This is a genomic window from Aquaspirillum sp. LM1, from assembly GCF_002002905.1.
Classification (GTDB): domain Bacteria; phylum Pseudomonadota; class Gammaproteobacteria; order Burkholderiales; family Aquaspirillaceae; genus Rivihabitans.
On sequence record NZ_CP019509.1, the window covers coordinates 1,685,707 to 1,705,609 of the forward strand.

Annotated in this window: 12 protein-coding genes; 4 read left to right on the forward strand and 8 right to left on the reverse strand. The window is 58.6% G+C overall.

The features are described 5' to 3' along the window. Positions 1-173 precede the first annotated feature (173 nt). Positions 174-1,118, reverse strand: coding sequence for a LysR family transcriptional regulator (locus BXU06_RS07235; RefSeq protein WP_077298203.1), 945 nt, complete (start codon positions 1,116-1,118; stop codon positions 174-176). A gap of 207 nt (positions 1,119-1,325) precedes the next feature. Between BXU06_RS07235 and BXU06_RS07240 the strand changes: the two genes are divergently transcribed. Further along, complete coding sequence (locus BXU06_RS07240; protein WP_077298205.1) at positions 1,326-2,225, forward strand: DMT family transporter; 900 nt, start codon at positions 1,326-1,328, stop codon at positions 2,223-2,225. A 150-nt stretch (positions 2,226-2,375) separates the two neighbouring features. Here the strand turns inward: BXU06_RS07240 and BXU06_RS07245 are convergent, their stop codons facing one another. From BXU06_RS07245 to ettA, 7 genes are all read right to left on the reverse strand, one after another. Beyond that, positions 2,376-7,541, reverse strand: a complete 5,166-nt coding sequence (locus tag BXU06_RS07245; RefSeq protein WP_216352550.1) for a DEAD/DEAH box helicase — start codon at positions 7,539-7,541, stop codon at positions 2,376-2,378. Between the two features lie 9 nt (positions 7,542-7,550). Further along, positions 7,551-10,847 carry an STY4851/ECs_5259 family protein gene (locus tag BXU06_RS07250; protein WP_077298206.1) on the reverse strand — a complete coding sequence of 1,099 codons (3,297 nt, stop codon included), beginning with the start codon at positions 10,845-10,847 and terminating at the stop codon, positions 7,551-7,553. 306 nt (positions 10,848-11,153) lie between these two features. Further along, positions 11,154-11,762, reverse strand: a complete 609-nt coding sequence (locus BXU06_RS07255; RefSeq protein ID WP_216352552.1) for a hypothetical protein — start codon at positions 11,760-11,762, stop codon at positions 11,154-11,156. Beyond that, entirely contained in the window at positions 11,750-13,042 is a 1,293-nt protein-coding gene (locus BXU06_RS07260; protein WP_077298210.1) for an AAA family ATPase, read from the reverse strand. The genes BXU06_RS07255 and BXU06_RS07260 overlap by 13 nt, the downstream gene beginning before the upstream one ends. 193 nt (positions 13,043-13,235) lie before the next feature. Next, positions 13,236-13,811 (reverse strand): DUF1415 domain-containing protein, encoded by a 576-nt coding sequence (locus tag BXU06_RS07265; RefSeq protein WP_077298212.1) that lies wholly within the window; start codon positions 13,809-13,811, stop codon positions 13,236-13,238. 10 nt (positions 13,812-13,821) lie between these two features. Then, on the reverse strand, positions 13,822-14,640 hold the full coding sequence (locus BXU06_RS07270) for an SAM-dependent methyltransferase (protein WP_150125273.1): 819 nt from the start codon (positions 14,638-14,640) through the stop codon (positions 13,822-13,824). 225 nt (positions 14,641-14,865) lie between these two features. Beyond that, entirely contained in the window at positions 14,866-16,533 is a 1,668-nt protein-coding gene (gene ettA, locus BXU06_RS07275) for an energy-dependent translational throttle protein EttA (protein WP_077298214.1), read from the reverse strand. Positions 16,534-16,775: 242 nt separating this feature from the next. On the opposite strand from ettA, the gene BXU06_RS07280 reads away from it, so the two are divergent. The 3 genes from BXU06_RS07280 to BXU06_RS07290 all read left to right on the forward strand — a co-directional run bounded on the left by BXU06_RS07280 (position 16,776) and on the right by BXU06_RS07290 (position 19,741). Further along, the gene (locus BXU06_RS07280) at positions 16,776-17,987 is read left to right on the forward strand and encodes a diguanylate cyclase (RefSeq protein ID WP_171982145.1); all 1,212 of its coding nucleotides are present in this window, start codon (positions 16,776-16,778) and stop codon (positions 17,985-17,987) included. A gap of 156 nt (positions 17,988-18,143) precedes the next feature. After that, positions 18,144-19,091 (forward strand): thioredoxin-disulfide reductase, encoded by a 948-nt coding sequence (gene trxB / locus BXU06_RS07285; RefSeq protein WP_077298218.1) that lies wholly within the window; start codon positions 18,144-18,146, stop codon positions 19,089-19,091. Positions 19,092-19,114: 23 nt separating this feature from the next. Then, a complete protein-coding gene (locus BXU06_RS07290; protein ID WP_077298220.1) occupies positions 19,115-19,741 on the forward strand; it encodes a Smr/MutS family protein in 627 nt (208 codons plus the stop codon). The last annotated feature ends 162 nt before the right edge of the window (positions 19,742-19,903 follow it).

Sequence of the window (19,903 nt, forward strand, 5' to 3'; positions counted from 1 at the left end):
AACGGGGAAAACGCTCGACATGCGTGTCGCCCCGGCGGCCAAAATAGCTTGCCTGTCGCCCGGTCATCCACGCCGTATACCCCACGCATCCCGCCTGCTGCAAGCACGGGTTGAATTCACCCTCCCCCCGCGCATCCCCAAGCCACATGGTGACGCACTCGCCTGTCCGTGTTTCAGGCCAATGGAAAGGCAAGCTCTTGCGCTGGGTCGCGCACGTTTTCCAGCAGATAATCAATCATCACCCGCACCTTGCGCGGCAATTGCCGGTGCGCCGGGTAGAGCAGATAGGCGTGGCCCCAGTAGGCGTGGGTGATGCACTCCCAGTCGGCCAGCACCCGGCGCATGCGTCCGGCGCGCACATCCTCGGCGGCGACAAACTGCGGCAGGCTGGCAATGCCCAGGCCGCGCAGCACCGCATCGCGGCGGATGTCGCTGTGGTTGACGATATAGCGCCCGGACACCCGCACCCGCTGGCGCTGGCCATCACGGGCAAACTCCCACACGCAATCGTCCGGAGTTTCCCCCAGAAACAGACAATCATGGTTTTGCAGCGCCTGCGGCTGCGTGGGCTCACCGCAGCGGGCCAGATAGTCGGGTGAGGCGCACAGCCATTGCGCCACCGGCATCAACGGCCGCGCCACCAGCCCCGGCGGCGGCTGGTCGGTGGCCAGCACCACCAAGTCCACCTCATCGCTGATCGGGTCGCGGGCGTGGTCGTCCAGCAGCAGTTGCACGTCCACCTTGGGATAACGCGCCAGAAACGCCGGCATTAACGGGTGGATCACCCGCCGGCCAAACGCCTTGGGCATGGCCAGCCGCACCCGGCCACTGGGCTCGGCCTGATGCGCACCGGCGCTATCCAGCACCGCCTGGGCCGATTCCAGCATGGCCTGGCTGTGCTGAAACGCCAGCTGGCCAGCCTCGGTCAACCGCAGGCTGCGCGTGGTGCGCTCCAGCAGCCGGCTACCCAGCGCCTGTTCCAGCCGCGCCATCTGCCGGCTGACCGCCGACGGCGTGCTGCCCAGCGCGCGCGCCGCCGCCGAAAAACTGCCGCCTTCCACCACCTTGACCAGCACCAGCAAATCGGGCAACACGCCCAGCAATTTATTTGTGTCCATGGCGCACAACTGATGTTCTGAAAGGGGGAATTATCGCCGTTTTCGCATCAATGTATCGTCTGCCCATCGGGAATTTTCAGCAAGCCGCGCCGACGTCTGGCCAGGCGTGTGGCCGTCAAGGGTGGCTGACCCAGTTTTAACAGCGGCAAACCACTCGCGGCATCACCCGCCAGGAAGGGTTGGGTTTGCCGCACCAAGGAGAACACGATGGGACAACGCATGTTGGCCAGCGCCGAATGGCTGCTGCTGGCGGTGGCGCTGGTGTGGGGCACCAGCTATGGGGTGGCCAAACTGGCGCTGGAGCACTACCCGGTGTATGGCGTGCTGGCCGTGCGCTTTATCCTGGCCGGGCTGTGCCTGCTGCCGGCGCTGCGCACCCTCCGCTGGCAAGCCTGGCGCGCCGGCCTACCGATGGGCGGCATTCTGCTGGCCATCCTGCTGTGCGAAACCTGGGCGCTGCAATACACCAGCGCCAGCAATGCGGCGTTTTTGATCAGCCTGTGCCTGGTGCTCACCCCGCTGGCCGAATGGCTGCTGTACGGCCAGCGCCCAGCCGCGCGCATCTGGGCGCTGGTGGGCCTGTCCTGGCTGGGCGCGCTGCTGCTTACCGGCGACAGTGCCATGCATTTTTCAGGTGGCGATGCGCTGATGCTGCTGGCCGCCGTGCTGCGCGCCTTTGGCGTGTGCTGGCTGAAACAACTGGCCGAGCGCCAACCCGCCACCGCCCAGGCGCTGACCGCCATGCAATGCTGGACCGTCGGCCTGGGCGCCCTCGCCCTGAGCGCCAGCCAAGGCGGCCTGCCGCCGCTGCCGCGCGAGCCCGGCTTCTGGCTGGCTATCAGCTACCTGGCCGTGCTGTGCACCGTCTGCGCCTTTGCCATCCAGAACTACGCCCTGCGCCGCAGCGACCCCAGCCGCGTCGCCCTGCTGATGGGCAGCGAACCGGTATTCGGCGCGCTGTTCGCCTGGTTGTGGCTGGGCGAGGCCATGGGGCCGCTGCGCTGGGTGGGCGGCGGGTTGATGGCGGTAGCGGCGGTGATGGCGACGGGGGGAGGGAGTAAGGTGGGGAAGGTGGCGGGTGAGAAGGAGGAGGAGGTAGTAGGGTGAGGGTGGGGCTACTCCAGTAGTACGGTGTCACATGAGTCTGGCAGAGTTTGAAAGACTATGCCGACTCAAGCCTGCACGAATGCAGGCTTGAGCGGCTGGCTCCATCGGAGTGTTCGAAAAAATTTGACCAATACAACGGCGTAAATTTGCTTACATGCACGCGTGTGTTTCAACATGACTGACTACCAGATGCTCCACCAACCGGGATTCACTCAGCCACTGTAGTGCCAGCTTGCGATCCAGCTCTTCACGCTCGACACGACTGTCTTGACTGGCCAGGCAGTGCGAGCAGACATTCTCACAACTGACCGGACAGTGCAGACGTTCCAAAGTCTTGCCCAGCAGCAACGTAATTTCGTTCAGGCCGGCTAGCACAAAGCTGGCTCCACCGCTGGCTTCATCGAACAGCTGGATGACCGAGCGGCCTTGCCGCGTGTCTCGGTCCCGGTCGAGGCGATGGCCGAAGCCCATTTCGCTACTGGCGATACCGAGCCGGTCGGCGATCACGTCGCGCAGGGCTGCCCCCAGCGTCGTAGCAATCAAACGACCTTCGGACGAGTCCGGCAACCATTCACCCGTCAGCGGGTTCCTGAGAAAGATTTCCAGCACATCAGTGCGGATCTGGTAGCCCAGATGCAGATTGCCCATGACAGCTTCACCGGGGCAATCAGGCTCTGGCTTACTGTCCTTGCCCTTGCGACGTTGCCCGCCCAGCGGGAAATGCAGCGTGCCTGGCTGCAGGCCTTTAGGGATATCACCAGAGGGGAGCATCGACTCTGCACGCCCACAATTCATGCATATGGCGTATCCTGTTTCATGCTCACCGGATGAATGATGGAAAACGCTGCCCTCATGACTAAAGCGCACGAAGCCGCAACGCTGATCAGGCAGCGCAATGCTCTCACCATTCAGCTGAATGCGTGGGCGCTGGACGTTAATGTACTTCTGCGAGGTCACGTCATTCGTAGTTGGCTCGTAAAAGTCAGTTACAAAGCCACCTGGGCGCAACACCACACGTCGCTCGCTGGATGGAATAGGGGTCGCGCAATGCTCACAGCACAAGCCATCGCTATTGGCATAGGCATGCTCGACCACACCCGTGTTGCCACATTCCGGGCAGCGCCAGGCGATATCGAATTTCTGCACCTCGTTGACCTGCCCATCGGCATGCCACTGCAGGCTGACACCGGCAGAGCGATAGACGCGGCCATCAATCACCACCTGAGCGCCGGGGGCATATTCGCGAATGGCGATGTTCAGGCTGCGTGAGGGCATTTCCTTGTTGTCGAAGATGCTGTCTTCGCGACTGGCATCACTTTTTCGCTGCTGATGTAGAAAGTCCTCGACGTTATAGGTTTTAAGGTTTACTACATCAGTCGGAAAACCATAGCCTGGCAGGAATGCGGACGATGCCAAATAGCGGAGCAGGTACTCGTTTTCATGGCGCTGCTTCTCCAGCGCCAGGGCCTTCTTGTACGGCCCGTCGTTGGCGGCCTGTAGCTTATGGTTGATGTTGCGATACTCGCTCAGCCAACGTTCCTCAAGTTCACGCAATCCCAGTTGGGTCTCGCCAGTGATTGAGCTGAGCAAGCGTCTTTCCAGACCGGTGCCGCACACCAGCTGCTTCACGGCACGGTCAAATTCATCGGGGCTGGCCGTAAGCCAGGCCATAAACTGCTGAGCGGGTGAGTTGTTTGGAGCGAAGAACCAATGCAAGGTCAGCTTGGTGCGGTCGCCATCATTGCTGCTGTGCATGCGCAGGAATAGCGCCAGCAACAGCGAGTTGACGTGTCGCTGCACGATCCGCACAGAACTGAGGGTGATGTTCGGTGCCGGAATGGCAGTCACGAACGGCCATTTGGGATTGGCGAAGGCACGCTGGTTATGCGGATCAGCTTTGCATAGCGTATAGGCGATGGCCCGTGCCTCGCTGCGTCGCCCGGCTCGACCGGCGCGCTGCAGATAGTTGGCCGGATGTGGCGGTAGGTTGTTCATCACCACGGCGGAGATGCCACCGATATCCACGCCCATTTCCATGGTGGTAGAGCAGTTTAGGACGTTGATATCGCCGCGCTTGAACTCCTCGACATAGTCATCCAGCCGTTTTGCTGACTGCTGCGCCGAGTGCTCTGCGGTCCGATAGTAGAAACCGCCCTCGACCGTGCGATCACTGATGTTCGTCCACAGGTTTTCCTCGCGCAGTTGAGTAATCACGGGATCTTTCGCGATCAACTGGCGGATTTGCACCTGCTTGGGTACCGGGGAACCATCCGGCATCAGGCTGCTCAGGACGGGAAGCTGGATCTTCTGGCAGCGGTAGTCTTGGCTCAGCAGTTTTCGCGGGAGATAGGGTGTCAGACCACGGAAGGTAGTACTAAAGACCCGTCGGGTCAAAGGGCAGACCCACCCCTCTGTCGGTAGCGAGAAGGTAAGGGTTTCTAGGCGCAAACGATGGCCGGTATCGGAAGACTCCAGAATGCCAGCATTGACCAGCACCAGCCAGGCCGCTTCGAGCCAACTGTTGATCTTGTCGGCATCGGCATTCATGGTGCGATCCAGTCCTGTTGCCAGTTCAAGCAGCTTGATCAGGCGGTGGGGGATGCCAGGCTTGATCTGCGGCCACTTTTTGGTGCTGCTGCTTTCCTGTACATCACTCTTGGGTGAATAAAGCGCTTTGGGGCTGAAGCGGCTGCCCATCCAGCGGCGCATCTTGTTTTCCATCGGGATGAAGGTGTTCTCCCGGACGTAGAAATCGAGTGCAACTTGGAGGAAGTCACGCCAGTCGCCCAGCGTCAGAGCGCTTCTAGAGGCATGAGCATCGTCGCTCGCAGAGATGGCTCGGGTATCGACCCACAGGGCTGGAGTCGTCATCACCTTCTCCAATCCCTGGTAGCCAACTTTGATCAGTCCCAGCGTTTCCGTGCTGTTCTGATTCTTGGGGCGCCGGGAGAACTCGCGGGCCAGCAGCAGACGCGCCATAGTCAGACCGCCTTCGTAGCCATCGAACAGCGCCGGATTGGCATAACGGTTGTAGCGCAGGATGAACTGGTCGATAGCCCTGGCTGCCGCAATGGTGTCGGCCATCTGCGACCAAGGAATGATTTCGGCCTGATTGGCGGGTGCTGCGCCGCGCTGCAAAAGTTCAGCTTGCCTACGCAGTTCTGCCGCCATGCCAGCCATGCCCATTTTTTCCAGGTTTTCTGCCTGGGCAAGAAGCTCGGCAGGATTGCCGCTGGGGGTGTCCTTGGGTGCTGCATCGGCCTTAGCCTGAGCATTCCTGAGCGTTTCAAACACCAGCCCGCGTAGCCGGGAGCGCTCCGCTTCCTGCTGCATCCTCACCGCCATGCGCGCGGTGCCCTGGCGGCTGTCGGTGAAGGTGATCAGCTTGCGCCCGCGTCCCGGCAGTTCTTCGGGAGAGCGGCCTTCGCAATCCGCCTTGTCAGGATCAGGACAGAATTCCAGGATGGTTGGCACGGCGTTGGCAATGTAGAACGGCGCACCAAGGTAGGCTTTTCTCAGAAAGTCGCTGGTGCCAAGCGATGAGTTGTCGCAGTGGCTGCAGCAGCTGTCCTTTTCCATGGTAAGTACAATGTCGATGTTGTGGGTGGCGTTCACTGCGCCCAGCTTCTGGTTTTCCAGATCGAGACTAACAGGAAAGTAGGGCTCATGCGCCGCCGGCAATCCAGCAATGATCAGGTGTGTACTGGCGGCATTCGCCGTCAATAGTTCGGCTGGCGCATCCTCACTACCGTTTTCATGATTGAGCGCGAACTCATCGCCGGCGTAAGGGCTGGGCTGGTGCAGTTCGCCATTGCGATCCTCTGCCAGCAGGTGCGGCGTCTTGCAGTCGTCGCAGAAGCCCAGCTCGTATACCGGCGCATGGCACTCGCAGCGTGTGCGCTGGGTCACATAGACATTGCCGAAGGGCCAGTCCTGCAGGTGGCTGGATTTGGCGCTGCACTGCGGATCGACGCAGGCCCAGAGCCCATGCAGCATGCGCTGGAATAGGTGGATGCGTAGCTTGATGAACGGCGGCTGGCCTTCGTCTGGATGCGTGCCGGTCATGGTGTCGAGCCAGTCGAGCACCTCCTGCTGCTGTTCGAGGAGGCTGCCTCCCTGCAACTGGTCGGAAACTGTACCAATCAGGTCATGCAGGTCGAGGGGCTTGTCGGAGCTGACCACCGCATGGCGCAGGCTCCTGGCGATGGTGCTGTCGCACAGGGCCTTGAAGCGTGCAGCGGATACTGTCGTTCTCGGTTCGATATCCCGGATGGCCTGCAGGCCAATATCGTTGCCTGCAGAGTCGGATGCCAGGTCGGGCCAGACGCGCGAGCTGCCAATTACTTCAACCTGATCAAGCGGTACGCCCGCCAGGTCGGCCAGGTAGCGTTTCAGTCGCTCTTGCGCATCGGTGCCGGCGATGGTGGCCGAGGTGGCTACGAAGCGGATCTGCTTGGACTGCCTGCCAAAGGACTGGACCACCCGGCGTAGTAACAGAGATATTTCCGCTGCCTGCGAGCCCACATAAGTGTGGGCCTCATCAAGAACAATCCAGCGCAACGACTGTTGCTGGCGCGAGATTTCCAAGATCGGGCTATCGACCTGGCGCACCAGCATGTATTCCAGCATGGTGGCGTTGGTCATCAGAATCGGAGCTGGCTCCTTGCGCAGCCGTTCCCGAGACAGGATCTGGTTGGGCTTTTGTTGCTGTTCCTTGCGGATCTTGTCGGCGCGTTCTTCGGTCTTGCCGTTGTACAGGCAGAAGCGGATGTTGCTGCCGTACTTCCGGGTCCAGGCGTCAAGACGCTCCTGCTGGGAGTTAATCAGTGCATTGAGCGGGTAGAGAAACAGGGCGCGGACACCCACCAGTGCAGCTTCGTTGCGCTCATGCTCACGGATTAAATCCTCGAGGATTGGCACCATGAAGCATTCGGTTTTCCCCGAACCAGTGCCGGTGGTGATAATCGCCGAGCGTGGTGTGTCGTCGAGCAGGGCGCGCCAGGCCTGCAGCTGATGCACATAGGGGTGCGCCGTTTTCGGGAAACGGTAAGCTGGTGCGCTAGCTAGCGTGTCGAGCAGGCTAGAGGATAGCAAGCCCTCTGCCGACAAGTCCTGTAGGCGTAGCTTGGCTTCCTTCCAGCCAAAGGTATGCTCGAATACTGGCGGGGCAAGGAAGCAGCCCTCAGCCCCCAATGTGTTCACCATGCTTTCGCTCAGGTGACGACGCAGACCCGGATGGTTGATGCCCAGGACACCGAGCGTTGCCTCACGGGTGCGCTCAAGGCTCTGCTCGATCAAGTTCTTAAAAAAGCGCATTACAACTCCTTATGCCTCATCCTGCGAGGCAAGCAGATAAGACACCATCAGGGCGTGGACAGGTACAAACCAGCCCTGACGGTCAAAATCGGAAACCAGGCGAATGGCAAATTTCAGATAGGCCGGTGCCGCCGGCAGATCGGTGATTCTAGCTTTGCCAGCAGTGACGAAGGCCATGAAGATCGGCAGGTAAGTCACTGCGTCGGTGAACTCCACCAGCGAAAGGGCTTTCACCAGAGGAGGGAGCCGCTGCCTGTCGATCCATCTGGAAAGCTCGCTGCCGAGCAGGGTGGACCAGTTCCGATTGGACTCGTGAAGACGCCGCAGATCCTGGTACCAGATAGGCAGAACACTTCCCGGCGGCAGCTTGGTCAGCGAACTGCGATTGCCGGTGCTCAGATAGTTTCCCAGATAGTCGAAGCCGGAAACGATGCAACGCAGCACGTTGGTCCGGTTCGAGACGAGATTGTTGACCAGCGCTTCGGGAAGCCCGATCAGGCGCATGCTGTCGTGAAATAGCTGGTAGGCCTGTACCCATAGCGGAAGCGGGACAGCCTCCCAGATGACAGCAAGCTCGTCGCGTATACGTGCACAGAACGATTCGTCCATTTCCAGGCGGAATACCGCGAAGCTCAGTGCTTCCTGATTGCGCGACAGGGCTTTCCATGTCTCGAAGGATGACAGCGGCAGGTGGCGATAGTACTGCTTCAAGTCGGCCAGATACTGCCAGCCACTGTGGTTGAAGTCGGTCGCCATGGCGGCAATCTGCAGCTCGATGACATGTGGATTGTGCTGGGGATGGAAAAGCTCGGCGGCGCGATGCAGCGAATGCACTTCGAACTCGGAGTCGAGACTGTTATCCGGCCTGATATATAGGCTCGGACGGAAATGAACGCTCGACTGTTCACCCGGGTAGATCAGCCATGGCCCCTGAGACTGCATTGCCTGCGGAATTTCGAAGTAGCCAGTGCCCACGGTCTCACTGGTCTTCTCTATCAGCTTCAGCGGTGTGCGCTTGGGGTCGGAAAGGAGCATTGCCTCGGCCCGAATACCCTCCAACATGGCAACATGTGAGGAGTTGCAGATATAAAAAGCATGTCTCCCCTCCCACTGGAGTCGCCCCCCATAGCGTCGAATATCGAGCCTCAGCAGCGGCTGCTCAGTTTCCAGGGAAAGCCTGATATAAGCATCTTGTTCATCAACCGCGCCGAGCATGTTCAGCATATCGCTCAAGTAACTGAATAGGCTGAGCATGACTGGCGCGCAGCCTACCCGGATGTCGAAGTTGCGTTTTGGGTGCGGTTGCTCCATACAGATCAGCTCCAGCCCCATGTAGAACGTCTGGCCCTGAGGAAGATCGGAGGTCAGTACGATGCGGTATCCCGTCAGTTCCGCCAGTGTCAGTTCTCGGATCCGAGATGGGTTTCCATGCTGATCCAGGAGACGAGCGCCCTGGCAGGGGTAGGGTAGGCGAAGTTGAATGGGTGGTAGGCCCTGACCGGTCTCCAGAATAAAGGTTGCAGGGGGATTATTCCCTTTATGATGCAAGTGCAAAGCATATTCGGATTGCTCCACTGCCAGGCTATTGCTGACAACCTGCAGATCAAGCTGGTGTGTGCCTTTGGGGAGAAGGCGTGCAGGTTGCTGCCCCTGTTCAGGAAACAGGGACAGACTGAATTCCCTGGGTAGGACGCCAAAGCGGCGCTGCAGCAGCGTTTTGCCCGAGCGGTGGCGCAGCGTGTAGCGAGCGAAACCATAGCTGCTGTTGCGCTGACGGTCCAGCAACTCACCGTTTACGAACTCAAGCAGTTCATCCTGGGGGTGAGGATAGTCTTCGGGTAGCTCAAGGCGTGGCCAACCCAGGAAGACGAGCGAGGGAGCGCTTTCGTAGACTGCAAAAACTCCCGTCAGGGTAGGTTTGCGGTCGTCGCCACCAGCCTGATTCAGTTCGATTTGGTAGTAATCGGCACCCTTGGCCAGAGATAGGCCCGAATATATCTCTATCCAACGACCATTCTCCGCATCCTGCGCCAGGGTGTCTGGAGCTGCACCTTCACTGGTGATGAAAAAGTCCTGAGGGATGCGAAGCCGAGCCAGTCCGGATGCCATCGAGCAGCTGGACGTGGCCACCAGTTGCCAGCGCTCGGAGCGATTCTCGAAAACTAGAGGAGCCTCCCGGTAATCGAGTGCGCTGCCGTCGAAGAACCGGCGATATACCGTGCGCCCGTTATCCAGCAGGCACAAGCTCAGCGGTTCGTCGAGCGTGCGTCGCTCCACTGTGACCTGAGGATTGGAGAAACGGACCTTGATACCCTCTGCGGTGAGCTGGCCATAAATAGCGGCACCACGAGCCAGCAACTGGTCACCTTCGTAATAGGCCAACTCCAAGCGAGTACTGCCAAGAGTCGTCTGGTCTATTGCAAAAGTTGTTTCGAAAGGTAGGGTCAAATCTGTGCGTATCGACCATTGGGGCAACGCTCCATGTAGAAAGTGCTCGCAGGTAAACGCCTGAGCTTTCTCGCGTGCCTCCTTGCGCTCTCTGTGTTTCTGGTCAGCATCACGTAACCAATCATTGAGCAATGATCGGGCATTATTTTCATCCAAAGGAATCGGAAAAGCCTCTGTCCAGCCGGGGTCTTGCTGATTAAGGTAACTAGCTGGATCCGGTTGATCCTTGAGTGGGTAATGTCCAACCAGATACATAAGTTGATCAACGATGCCTGCCAGCAGCTGGCGCGTCTCTAGGCTACGAAAAGGAACAGGCAGCCCTTCTTCAAAGTCAGCCATTAAATCTGCCGTGGTTCTACGATTGCCTTCGGTCCGGTAATAGTGCTTGATACCTCGACGTACAGCTTTTCCAAAGCCATGGGACTCACTTTGGACCAATGGCCATGGCAAGCCTCCCTCTGCGAATAATGAACCCAACCAATCGCGACCATTTTCCCGATAGCGTATAGGCCTTTTCCAATATGTTAGTCCATCGCAGGTCAATTTGGCATGCTGTGATTGGGTTAAGCAAACGCCTAGCTCCTCTTCTGCTCCAGACCAAGACCATATTGTATTGTAGTTTCTGCGATATTGTTCACTAACAAAAAGGCAAAAGCAAGCTGCGAAATGAGTGCTAACAATAGCTGAGCGATACTTAAAGCTGGGATGAAGCAGGTTAATTAATGATTGATATTCCGACTCTGTGACATGATACTTATATAGCGGTCTACCGTCCGGACCTTTAAATACTTCTCGATACAACAGGAATTCACTTAACCATGATTTTTCAGTGGTGGTAGCCATTATTTTAGCTTTCATTGCAAGCCTCTATTACACCCACAGAGCCGCTGAAAAATTCAACGGTCAATATGTGCGGATGGGGGTATTTTTAAGCGCTGAAATACAAATTCATTTATTTATAAATTATAGCACACACCTAGGATGATCGGGTGAAAGTGCGTCGCTCGAGCTAGGGATACGCTGAAAAAATCGTCATTCCCGCGAAGGCGGGAATTCAGGTTGTTGATTTTGCTAGGTTTTGATTTTGGCAAACACGATTTTTCTGAATAAATCAGCGCATCCTTAGGAATAAAATTTTGCTTTGTAGCGCTTCCTTTATAACAGCTATAACAGCCCCTGGCGGTTTGCTTCGCACCAGATAAAAGGTGACAATTTTTTCAGATAGACTGAAGGCAGCTGATATTCCAGGTATTCCTGATACAGGCGTGCCCGCAATTCCCGACACGCAGGATCATCCAGACCAAGCCGTTCAATGGTTTGCTCAACAATACGTCTTGGCTGTGCGGCCAAGTGTGGATTTGGATAAATATGCCCAGTAGACAGTTGCAGCCAGAATGAATTGGGCGCAAGAAAGAATGGATCCAGCACATCGTTGTACTCGCGTTTTCGACTGTTCATGGTCGAGCAGGCTAATCGATAGTTGCTCCATTCGTAGGCCTGACCCGCAAGGGTGGATTTGGCGATGAAATGATCCACACTGCTAGCCCCCATCACGCGCTCGAAAAACACCCCGAGGTATGCGCACACGCCGCCATATGCTTGGTGTAGGTCGGTCAAACAGTGGCACCAATAGGGTTCAATCGCTGTTTTTTCCGGTAGGGGTTGATCCAGCAGAATCCCCTTCTTGTTCAGATACGCCAAGCCCTTTTTGCGGACCTTGGCATCAAAATCAGCCGGTTCGGGCTGTGCCGTCACGGGTATCATTTCAGCCACCCTTGTTTTTCGCCAATGTAGCGCCAGCGAATCCAGAAGGGGTCTGTATCACCTAACACTGTGCGTAATGCTGCATCAAGGGCTTTTGCCTGCGCTGCGTCAATCACTTCTTCAGACAGAATTTTGCCAGCTTGCTGCAACAACACTTCAGCCTCCAGAGATCGTGCGCTATCCATGTCAAAAGCGTCGCTCACCAGCCAGCGGGAAACATCGCCCAGGCGCACAAATTGGCGTTTGGTGAACGTGACTGAGGCTTCACGATGTGCGGAGCAAATTAAATCAAGATCCCACCAGGCGTCTTTTTGCTCGTCAAATTGGGGCTCGACTGACGCCATCACCAATGGGGAATGGGTCACGGCAATCAGCTGGACTTCTGCCGAGGTGGTGAGCTTGGCCATTACCTGCATCAGCGCGGGGATCACGGTGCGCTGCCATCTTGGGTGAAGGTGCGATTCCACTTCATCAATCAAGAAAGTGGCTTTTGTTTCCGGCTCTTCGCCCAACAGTTCTTTGGCTTTCAGGTGTTCTTCCCAGCACCACACCAAAAAATAGGCCAGTGCAATCACCCGCCGCATGCCAGAGGATGCATGCACAACGGCCACATCCTGCCCGTAAGGCATTTTCAGCGTGGGCATGTCGCGCACATCATCCAGGCTGATGCGCGTTAATGCGCCTGCTTGCAATGGCTCGGCAGCAGAGGGCGACAATGCGGACAACACGGCACACAGATAGCCAAAGGCGCGGCCTTTTTCTTTTTGCCAGCCGGCCCAGTCGCGGATCAGGCCGTTGCACAGCCAAGCGCCATCATCGCGCTGCAAGCCATCCCATACTTCTTTTGGGCTGAATACATAAGCCGGTGGGCGGTCTGCTCGTTCTTCGGTTTTATTTTTCCAGTAGTTGCGCGCGGGGTCCCAAACGGCAAAGCTGCCATCCGCCATGGCATAAAAAACCATGCCGGGGTTGGCGGGGCGGCCACGGGGGAGGTTCCAGTTTTGCAGGCGAGGGTCAAAGTCAATGCTATTGGCTTTGGTTTTCGAGACACCGGTAAACGAAAAACCAATCTCAGCTTTCTGTTTTTTATCGGTGGGCAGTGCAATCTTACCTGCAGTGAGTTTTGGGTTGACTTCAGCCGGCCATTTTCGGGTCATTGCCCACCAGGCAATATCGAGCAAAAAACTCTTGCCTAATCCATTATCACCCGTAATCAAATTCAGCCGATCAGCAAATTCCAGCTCGACATTGGCAGGGCCTATATTGGTAATCTTTAATTGCTTGAGCACTTCCAGGCTCCTTTTGTGCGACTGCTCGCTTTACCGCGTATTGTCGGCCAAACCAAGGGCACACTGATTTATTCAGAAGCATCGTCTTTGCCAAAAGCAAAACCCTGCAAAATCAAAATCCTGGATTCCCGCCTTCGCGGGAATGACGGTTTTTCAGCGTTTCCTTAGTGGCGCTAAATCACCTTTTCTGCGCTCACTCCTTCCCCCCATACGGAATCCCCAACCCCTTCCACCCCTCTGGCCCCAGCTCGTTCACCACTTCAATGTTCCGCTCAAAGATCGCTGCCGGGTCCGGAAAACTTTCCACTGCCCGATCAATGCTGGCCTGGCGGATCAGGTGCAGGGTGGGGTAGGGGGCGCGGTTGGTGTAGTTGCTCATGTCGTCCGGCTGAGTGTCGGCAAACTGGAAGTCTGGGTGGAAGCTGGCCACTTGCAGCGCTTCGTCCAGCCCCAGCGCCTGTGGTGCGGCTTCGGCCAGTTCGAGAAAGTCGTTGAACACGCCAAATTCGGGAAACAGGGTGGGGTGGATCAGCAGGGTGGTGTCGGTCACTTCCGGGTCGATATTGGCCAGGTGTTCCAGTTCCTGGTCCAGTTCTTCCAGAAACTGGTCGGTATGGCGGGCGTGGCTGACCACGTAGCGGATCTGGTTTTTGACGTACACCGCCTTGGCAAACGGGCACAGGTTCAGGCCGATCACGGCTTTTTCCAGCCAGATGCGGGTAGCTTCAATCACGGTTTGGTCGTCGGGGGTGGGGTGGGTCGGGCTCATGGTTGGGCTTTCAGGCAAAGCGCTCGGCGAGGCTTTCCAGGTTGAATTCTTCCAGCAGGGCGTTCAGGCGCTCGCGGGCGTTGCCACGCGGCTGGCCGGTGTGGCGGGCGATGATCAGTTCGTTTTTCATCGAGTGTTCCCAGCCCACCAGTTCGGTGACGGTCAGCTGGTAGCCGTGGGCTTCCAGGCGCAGGCAGCGCAGCACATTGGTCAGCTGGCTGCCAAATTCGCGGGTGTGGATCGGGTGGCGGTAGATTTCTGCCAGCGGGCCTTTGCTTAGCGCGCGGTTTTTATGCTGGCGCAGTACGCTGGCCACTTCGGCCTGACAGCACGGGGCCAGCACGATAAAGCGGGCCTGTTTGTCCAGGGCAAAGCGAATGGCGTCGTCGGTGGCGGTGTTGCAGGCGTGCAGCGCGGTGACCACATCAAAGCGTTCGGGCAGTTCGGCCATGCGCCGGGATTCATCCACCGACATATTCAAGAAATGCATGCGGGCAAACCCCAGCCGTTCGGCCAGTTCGACCGAGCGGCTGACCAGTTCTTCGCGGGTTTCGATGCCATAAATATGGCCGGCGTCGTGTGATTTGAAAAACAGGTCGTACAGGATAAAGCCCAGGTAGGATTTGCCGGCACCGTGGTCGGCCAGGGTCAGCTCGCCACCGGCGTCGAGCACTTCCTGCAGCAGTGGTTCGATGAATTGGTACAGGTGATACACCTGCTTGAGTTTGCGCCGGCTGTCCTGGTTGAGCTTGCCGTCACGGGTGAGGATGTGCAGTTCTTTCAGCAGCTCGATGGACTGGCCGGGGCGGATGTCGGGGATGGACATGATGAGTTCCAAAAACATGGACGGGCAGCCCGTGGGCTGCCCGGTGAATCTTGCCGCCACTCGTGCGGCGGGGTGGTGGCGCTGATTGATTCAGAAAAATCGTGTTTGCAAAAAGCAAAATCCAGCAAAAGCAAAACCCTGGATTCCCGCCTTCGCGGGAATGACAATTTTTTCAGCGCATCCTAAACCAATCACACCACAACGCCAGGAGGGTTTTCTGAGCAACGCTTAGCGGGTGATTGGCTTGTAGCGCAAGCGCTTGGGCTTGGCACCTTCTTCACCCAGGCGTTTTTTCTTGTCGGCTTCGTATTCCTGATAGTTGCCGTCAAAAAACACCCACTGCGATTCGCCTTCTGCCGCCAGAATATGGGTGGCAATCCGGTCGAGGAACCAGCGGTCATGGCTGATCACAAACACGGTACCGGCAAATTCCAGCAGGGCGTCTTCCAGCGCGCGCAGGGTTTCCACGTCCAGGTCGTTGGACGGTTCATCCAGCAGCAGCACATTGCCGCCCTTGAGCAGGGTTTTGGCCAGATGCAGGCGGCCACGTTCGCCACCAGAGAGCATGCCCACTTTCTTTTGCTGGTCGCCGCCCTTGAAGTTAAAGCGGCCCAGGTAGGCACGGCTGGGCATTTCAAAGCGGCCCACGCTGAGAATGTCGGCACCGTTGGACACATCTTCAAACACGGTTTTTTCGCCATCCAGCCCTTCGCGGCTTTGTTCGACAAAAGCCATTTGCACGGTCTGGCCGATTTTTACTTCACCGCTGTCTGGTTGTTCCTGGCCGGCAATCATCTTGAACAGGGTGGATTTACCGGCACCGTTGGGGCCGATGATGCCGACGATGGCACCAGGCGGAGCCTTGAAGCTGAGGTTGTCAATCAGCAGGCGGTCGCCAAAAGCTTTGCTCACGCCGTCAAACTCAATCACTTCGTTACCCAGCCGCTCGGCCACCGGAATAAAGATTTCCTGGGTTTCGTTGCGCTTCTGGTATTCAAAGCTGGACAGTTCTTCAAACTTGGCCAGACGCGCCTTGGACTTGGCCTGGCGGCCCTTGGGGTTTTGTCGTACCCATTCCAGTTCCTGCTTCATCGCCTTCATGCGCGCAGCTTCAGACTTGGATTCCTTGGCCAGACGTTCTTCTTTCTGTTCCAGCCAGCTGGAGTAATTGCCCTTCCAGGGAATACCCTCGCCACGGTCGAGTTCCAGAATCCATTCAGCGGCGTTATCCAGGAAATAACGATCGTGGGTAACCGCCACCACGGTGCCGGGGAAGCGCACCAGAAACTGTTCCAGCCATTCTACCGATTCGGCGTCCAGGTGGTTGGTGGGTTCGTCCAGCAGCAGCATGTCGGGTTTGGACAGCAGCAGCTTGCACAGCGCTACCCGGCGTTTTTCACCGCCAGACAGCGGGCCGATTTTGGCGTCCCACGACGGCAGGCGCAGTGCGTCGGCGGCCAGCTCCAGTTGCAGGGCCACGTTGTCGCCCGCGCCGGCGGAGATGATGGCTTCCAGCTTGGCCTGTTCTTCGGCCAGCGCGTCAAAATCGGCGTCCGGCTCAGCGTAAGCGGCGTACACTTCTTCCAGGCGTTTTTGTGCGCCCATCACATCGCCCATGCCGCTTTCCACTTCTTCGCGCACGGTCTTGTCCGGGTCAAGCTGCGGTTCCTGCGGCAGGTAGCCGATTTTTACGCCGGCCAGGTGCTGCACTTCGCCGTCGTATTCCTTGTCCACCCCGGCCATGATCTTGAGCACGGTGGACTTCCCCGAACCGTTCAGACCCAGGAGGCCAATCTTGGCACCGGGAAAGAACGACAGCGAGATGTTTTTGATGATCTGCCGCTTGGGCGGCACAATTTTGCTCACGCGGAGCATGGACATGACGTATTGGGCCATATTTCCAGTTTCAGTCAGGATGCGGTCAATAAAAACGGCGTGGGCAGGCGGGGCGCCGGGCCTGGTAAAACAGGCGGCGCGGCGTGCTCACGTCGGGAATTTTGCGGCAAATAATCCGCCAAGTTTAGCAAACCGTCCGCCGGCTGGCATCCGCCAGGGGTTTCGGTCGGCGCGTTTTTGTTTTATAACGACACGTTTTCCCTCTGTTCACGCCTGCTGGCTGCGTGCGGCCCGGAATGTTTGTGCCCATCTTACTTGATCCCCTCACCCTGTTTATCAGCAATGCGCTGGTCTACCTGGCGCTCACCCTGGCGCTGGGCATCACCAGCCGGCTGGCACCGGATATTCTGGCCATCCGGCTGTGGATGCGCGCCTACGGCCTGATGGCGCTCGGGCTGAGCCTGATGGTGGCCATGAGCCAGCTGCTGCCCAGCTGGCCGCCCCAGCGCCTGCTCATCAGCATGCTGGTGATTTCCGGGCAGTTGCTCATTTTGGCCGGCCTGCGCCATTTTTTTGGCCTGCGCCCGCTGCCGCTGGGGCTGAAAGTGGCGTATCTGTTCAGCCTGGCCGGGCTGGTGCTGGCCGGTATGCTGTGGCCCACCATTCCCATGGCTGGCTTGTGGAGCGCCTGCGTGGTGACGTTCCTGATGCTGGGCAATCTGCAGGTGATATGGCGGCAACGCAGCCATTTGCGCCGGTTGATTTTGTGGCCCACGCTGGCGTCAATTTCCGGCATCTGTCTGGGCCTGCTGCTGCGTATTGGGCTCTTGCTGCTCAGCCTGTTCAGCGATACCCATGAGGAGGGCTGGTACTATCTGTCCAACCTGACCGGGCTGCTGGTGGTGATGATTGGCGGCATTGGCATGGCCATGAGTTTCTGGCTGCTGATTACCGACCGCATGGTGTACGCCCTGCGCCAGATTGCCGAGCGCGATCCGCTGACCGGCATTTTTAACCGGCGCGGTTTTCAGCGCACGGTAGACCAATTGCTGGCCCGCCAGCCCAATACCCTGACGGTGATGATGCTCGACATCGACCACTTCAAGCGGGTGAACGACCAGTTTGGCCACGCCGCCGGCGACCAGGTGCTGGTGTGCATGGGCGATATCCTGCGCGATGCGCTGCGTGCCAGCGATATTTTTGCCCGGCTGGGCGGTGAGGAGTTTTGCGTGGTGATGCATGACCGCTCGCCCCACACCGCCAAAGATGTGGGCGAACGCATCCGCCGCCGCTTTGCCCGCCGTTCCGCCCAGCTTAAAACCGCGTCGGCCTGCACCCTGAGCGTGGGCGTGGCCTACGGCGAAGCCCGGCTGCACAGCCTGGCCGAACTGATGGCCCGCGCAGACCTGGCGCTTTACCGCTGCAAGGCGTCCGGACGTGACCAGCTGCAGGTGTACGACCCCAGCCATGACCGCCGGATGGCCGATGACGACGAGCCGTTTCCCTGGCATTAACCGGCTTCAATACAGCCATTCAATCCAGCCGATAGATAAATTCTATCCATTGAAACGCTGCGATTGTCCCAATAAACTACTATCATTCTGCTTGCGCGGCTGACCTGAGTGGCCAGCGCATGTTGACTCCCTTACTGAATACAGGATTGACCGATCATGAGCACCCCTCGCCATTGCCGACTTCTGATTCTGGGCTCCGGCCCGGCGGGTTACACCGCTGCGGTGTACGCGGCCCGCGCCAACCTCAATCCGGTGATCATCACCGGCATTGCCCAGGGCGGCCAACTGATGACCACCACCGAAGTTGACAACTGGCCAGCCGACCCGCAAGGAGTGATGGGCCCGGAGCTGATGAGCCGCTTTCAGCAGCACGCCGAGCGCTTTGGCACTGAGATGATCTTTGACCATATCCACACCGCCGCGCTGACGGAAAAACCAATTCGCCTGGTAGGCGATTCCGGCGAATACACCTGCGATGCGCTGATCATCGCCACAGGTGCCTCCGCCCAGTATCTGGGCCTGCCGTCGGAAGAAGCCTTCATGGGGCGGGGCGTGTCGGCCTGCGCCACCTGCGATGGGTTTTTCTACCGCAACAAAGATGTTGCCGTGATTGGCGGCGGCAATACCGCCGTGGAAGAAGCGTTGTATCTGGCCAATATTGCCCGCCATGTGACCGTGGTGCATCGCCGCGACAAGTTCCGCAGCGAAAAAATCCTGGCCGACAAGCTGGCCGACAAGGTGAAAGAAGGCAAGGTCACCCTGGCGATGAACCACACGCTGGACGAAGTGCTGGGCGACGCCAGCGGCGTTACCGGCATGCGCATTCAGTCCACGGAAACAGGCACCTCCCGTGATATCGAACTGGCCGGGGTGTTTGTGGCGATTGGCCACAAGCCAAACACCGACTTGTTTGTGGGCCAGCTGGACATGGAAAACGGTTATCTGGTCACGCGCGGCGGCCACGCCGGCAATGCCACCGCCACCAATATTCCCGGCGTGTTTGCCGCCGGTGATGTGCAGGACCATATCTACCGCCAGGCGGTCACCAGCGCGGCCTCTGGCTGCCAGGCGGCCCTGGATGCCGAGCGTTACCTCGACCACTGATCCGGTCAGGCCGGCTGTCAGTCATGGCGGGCAAACCGCTTAAAGATGCGCTGCGTCCCTTGCGGCGGGCCCTGCCATCGGCGCGGCCCGCCGTTGCGCCTGCGCCAGTAGCTGCGCCTGAACCGGTGTTTGCCGAGCTGTTTGCCGACGTGCGCCCGCTCAAGGCCGACCAGCGCTATCCACACCGGCCCGCGCCGCCGCCGCACTGGCCGCGACACAGCACCGCCCATCATCCCCATCATGCTTCAACAGCGCCTTCCAGCCAGGGCCAGATCACCGACAGCATGGTGGGCTGGTTTGAGCCGGCCACGCTGGACGCCAGCTTTGTCCGCCCCGGCATGCAGCGGCATACCCTGAAAAAACTGCGCCAGGGCCACTGGCCGCAGGTGGCCGAGCTGGATTTGCACGGGCTGTCGCGCTTTGACGCCCAGCAGCATCTGGCCGTGCTGCTGCACCGCGCCCGCCAGCTAGGGCAGTGCGTGCGGGTGATCCACGGCAAGGGCCTGGGCTCGCGTGAGGGGCTGCCGGTGCTCAAGCAGGTGATTCGCACCTGGCTGCGCCATCATCCGCATGTGCTGGCGTTTTGCGAGGCCGACGAAGCCCGGGGTGGGGCCGGGGCCTTGCTGGTGCTGCTGCGCCGGGAAAGCTGAACGCACTGGCATGCCAGACAGCACACCGGCTTGAAAACTGCATGTTTTTGCCAAATGGGCGGATAAGTCGCGCAAAAAACCGGTTCATGCCGTCTGGCAAACCGCGTGCCTCTTGTCGCCTCTCCCCAGACATGCCAACATACTGGCATATTGCTGTTCCTG

Excerpts from the sequence above, each read along its gene's own strand:
- ettA (WP_077298214.1), bottom strand. The coding sequence starts at position 16,533 with ATGGCCCAATACGTCATGTCCATGCTCCGCGTGAGCAAAATTGTGCCG.
- BXU06_RS07265 (WP_077298212.1), bottom strand. The coding sequence starts at position 13,811 with ATGAGCCCGACCCACCCCACCCCCGACGACCAAACCGTGATTGAAGCT.
- BXU06_RS07240 (WP_077298205.1), top strand. The coding sequence starts at position 1,326 with ATGGGACAACGCATGTTGGCCAGCGCCGAATGGCTGCTGCTGGCGGTG.
- BXU06_RS07235 (WP_077298203.1), bottom strand. The coding sequence starts at position 1,118 with ATGGACACAAATAAATTGCTGGGCGTGTTGCCCGATTTGCTGGTGCTG.
- trxB (WP_077298218.1), top strand. The coding sequence starts at position 18,144 with ATGAGCACCCCTCGCCATTGCCGACTTCTGATTCTGGGCTCCGGCCCG.
- BXU06_RS07245 (WP_216352550.1), bottom strand. The coding sequence starts at position 7,541 with ATGCGCTTTTTTAAGAACTTGATCGAGCAGAGCCTTGAGCGCACCCGT.
- BXU06_RS07250 (WP_077298206.1), bottom strand. The coding sequence starts at position 10,847 with ATGAAAGCTAAAATAATGGCTACCACCACTGAAAAATCATGGTTAAGT.
- BXU06_RS07290 (WP_077298220.1), top strand. The coding sequence starts at position 19,115 with ATGGCGGGCAAACCGCTTAAAGATGCGCTGCGTCCCTTGCGGCGGGCC.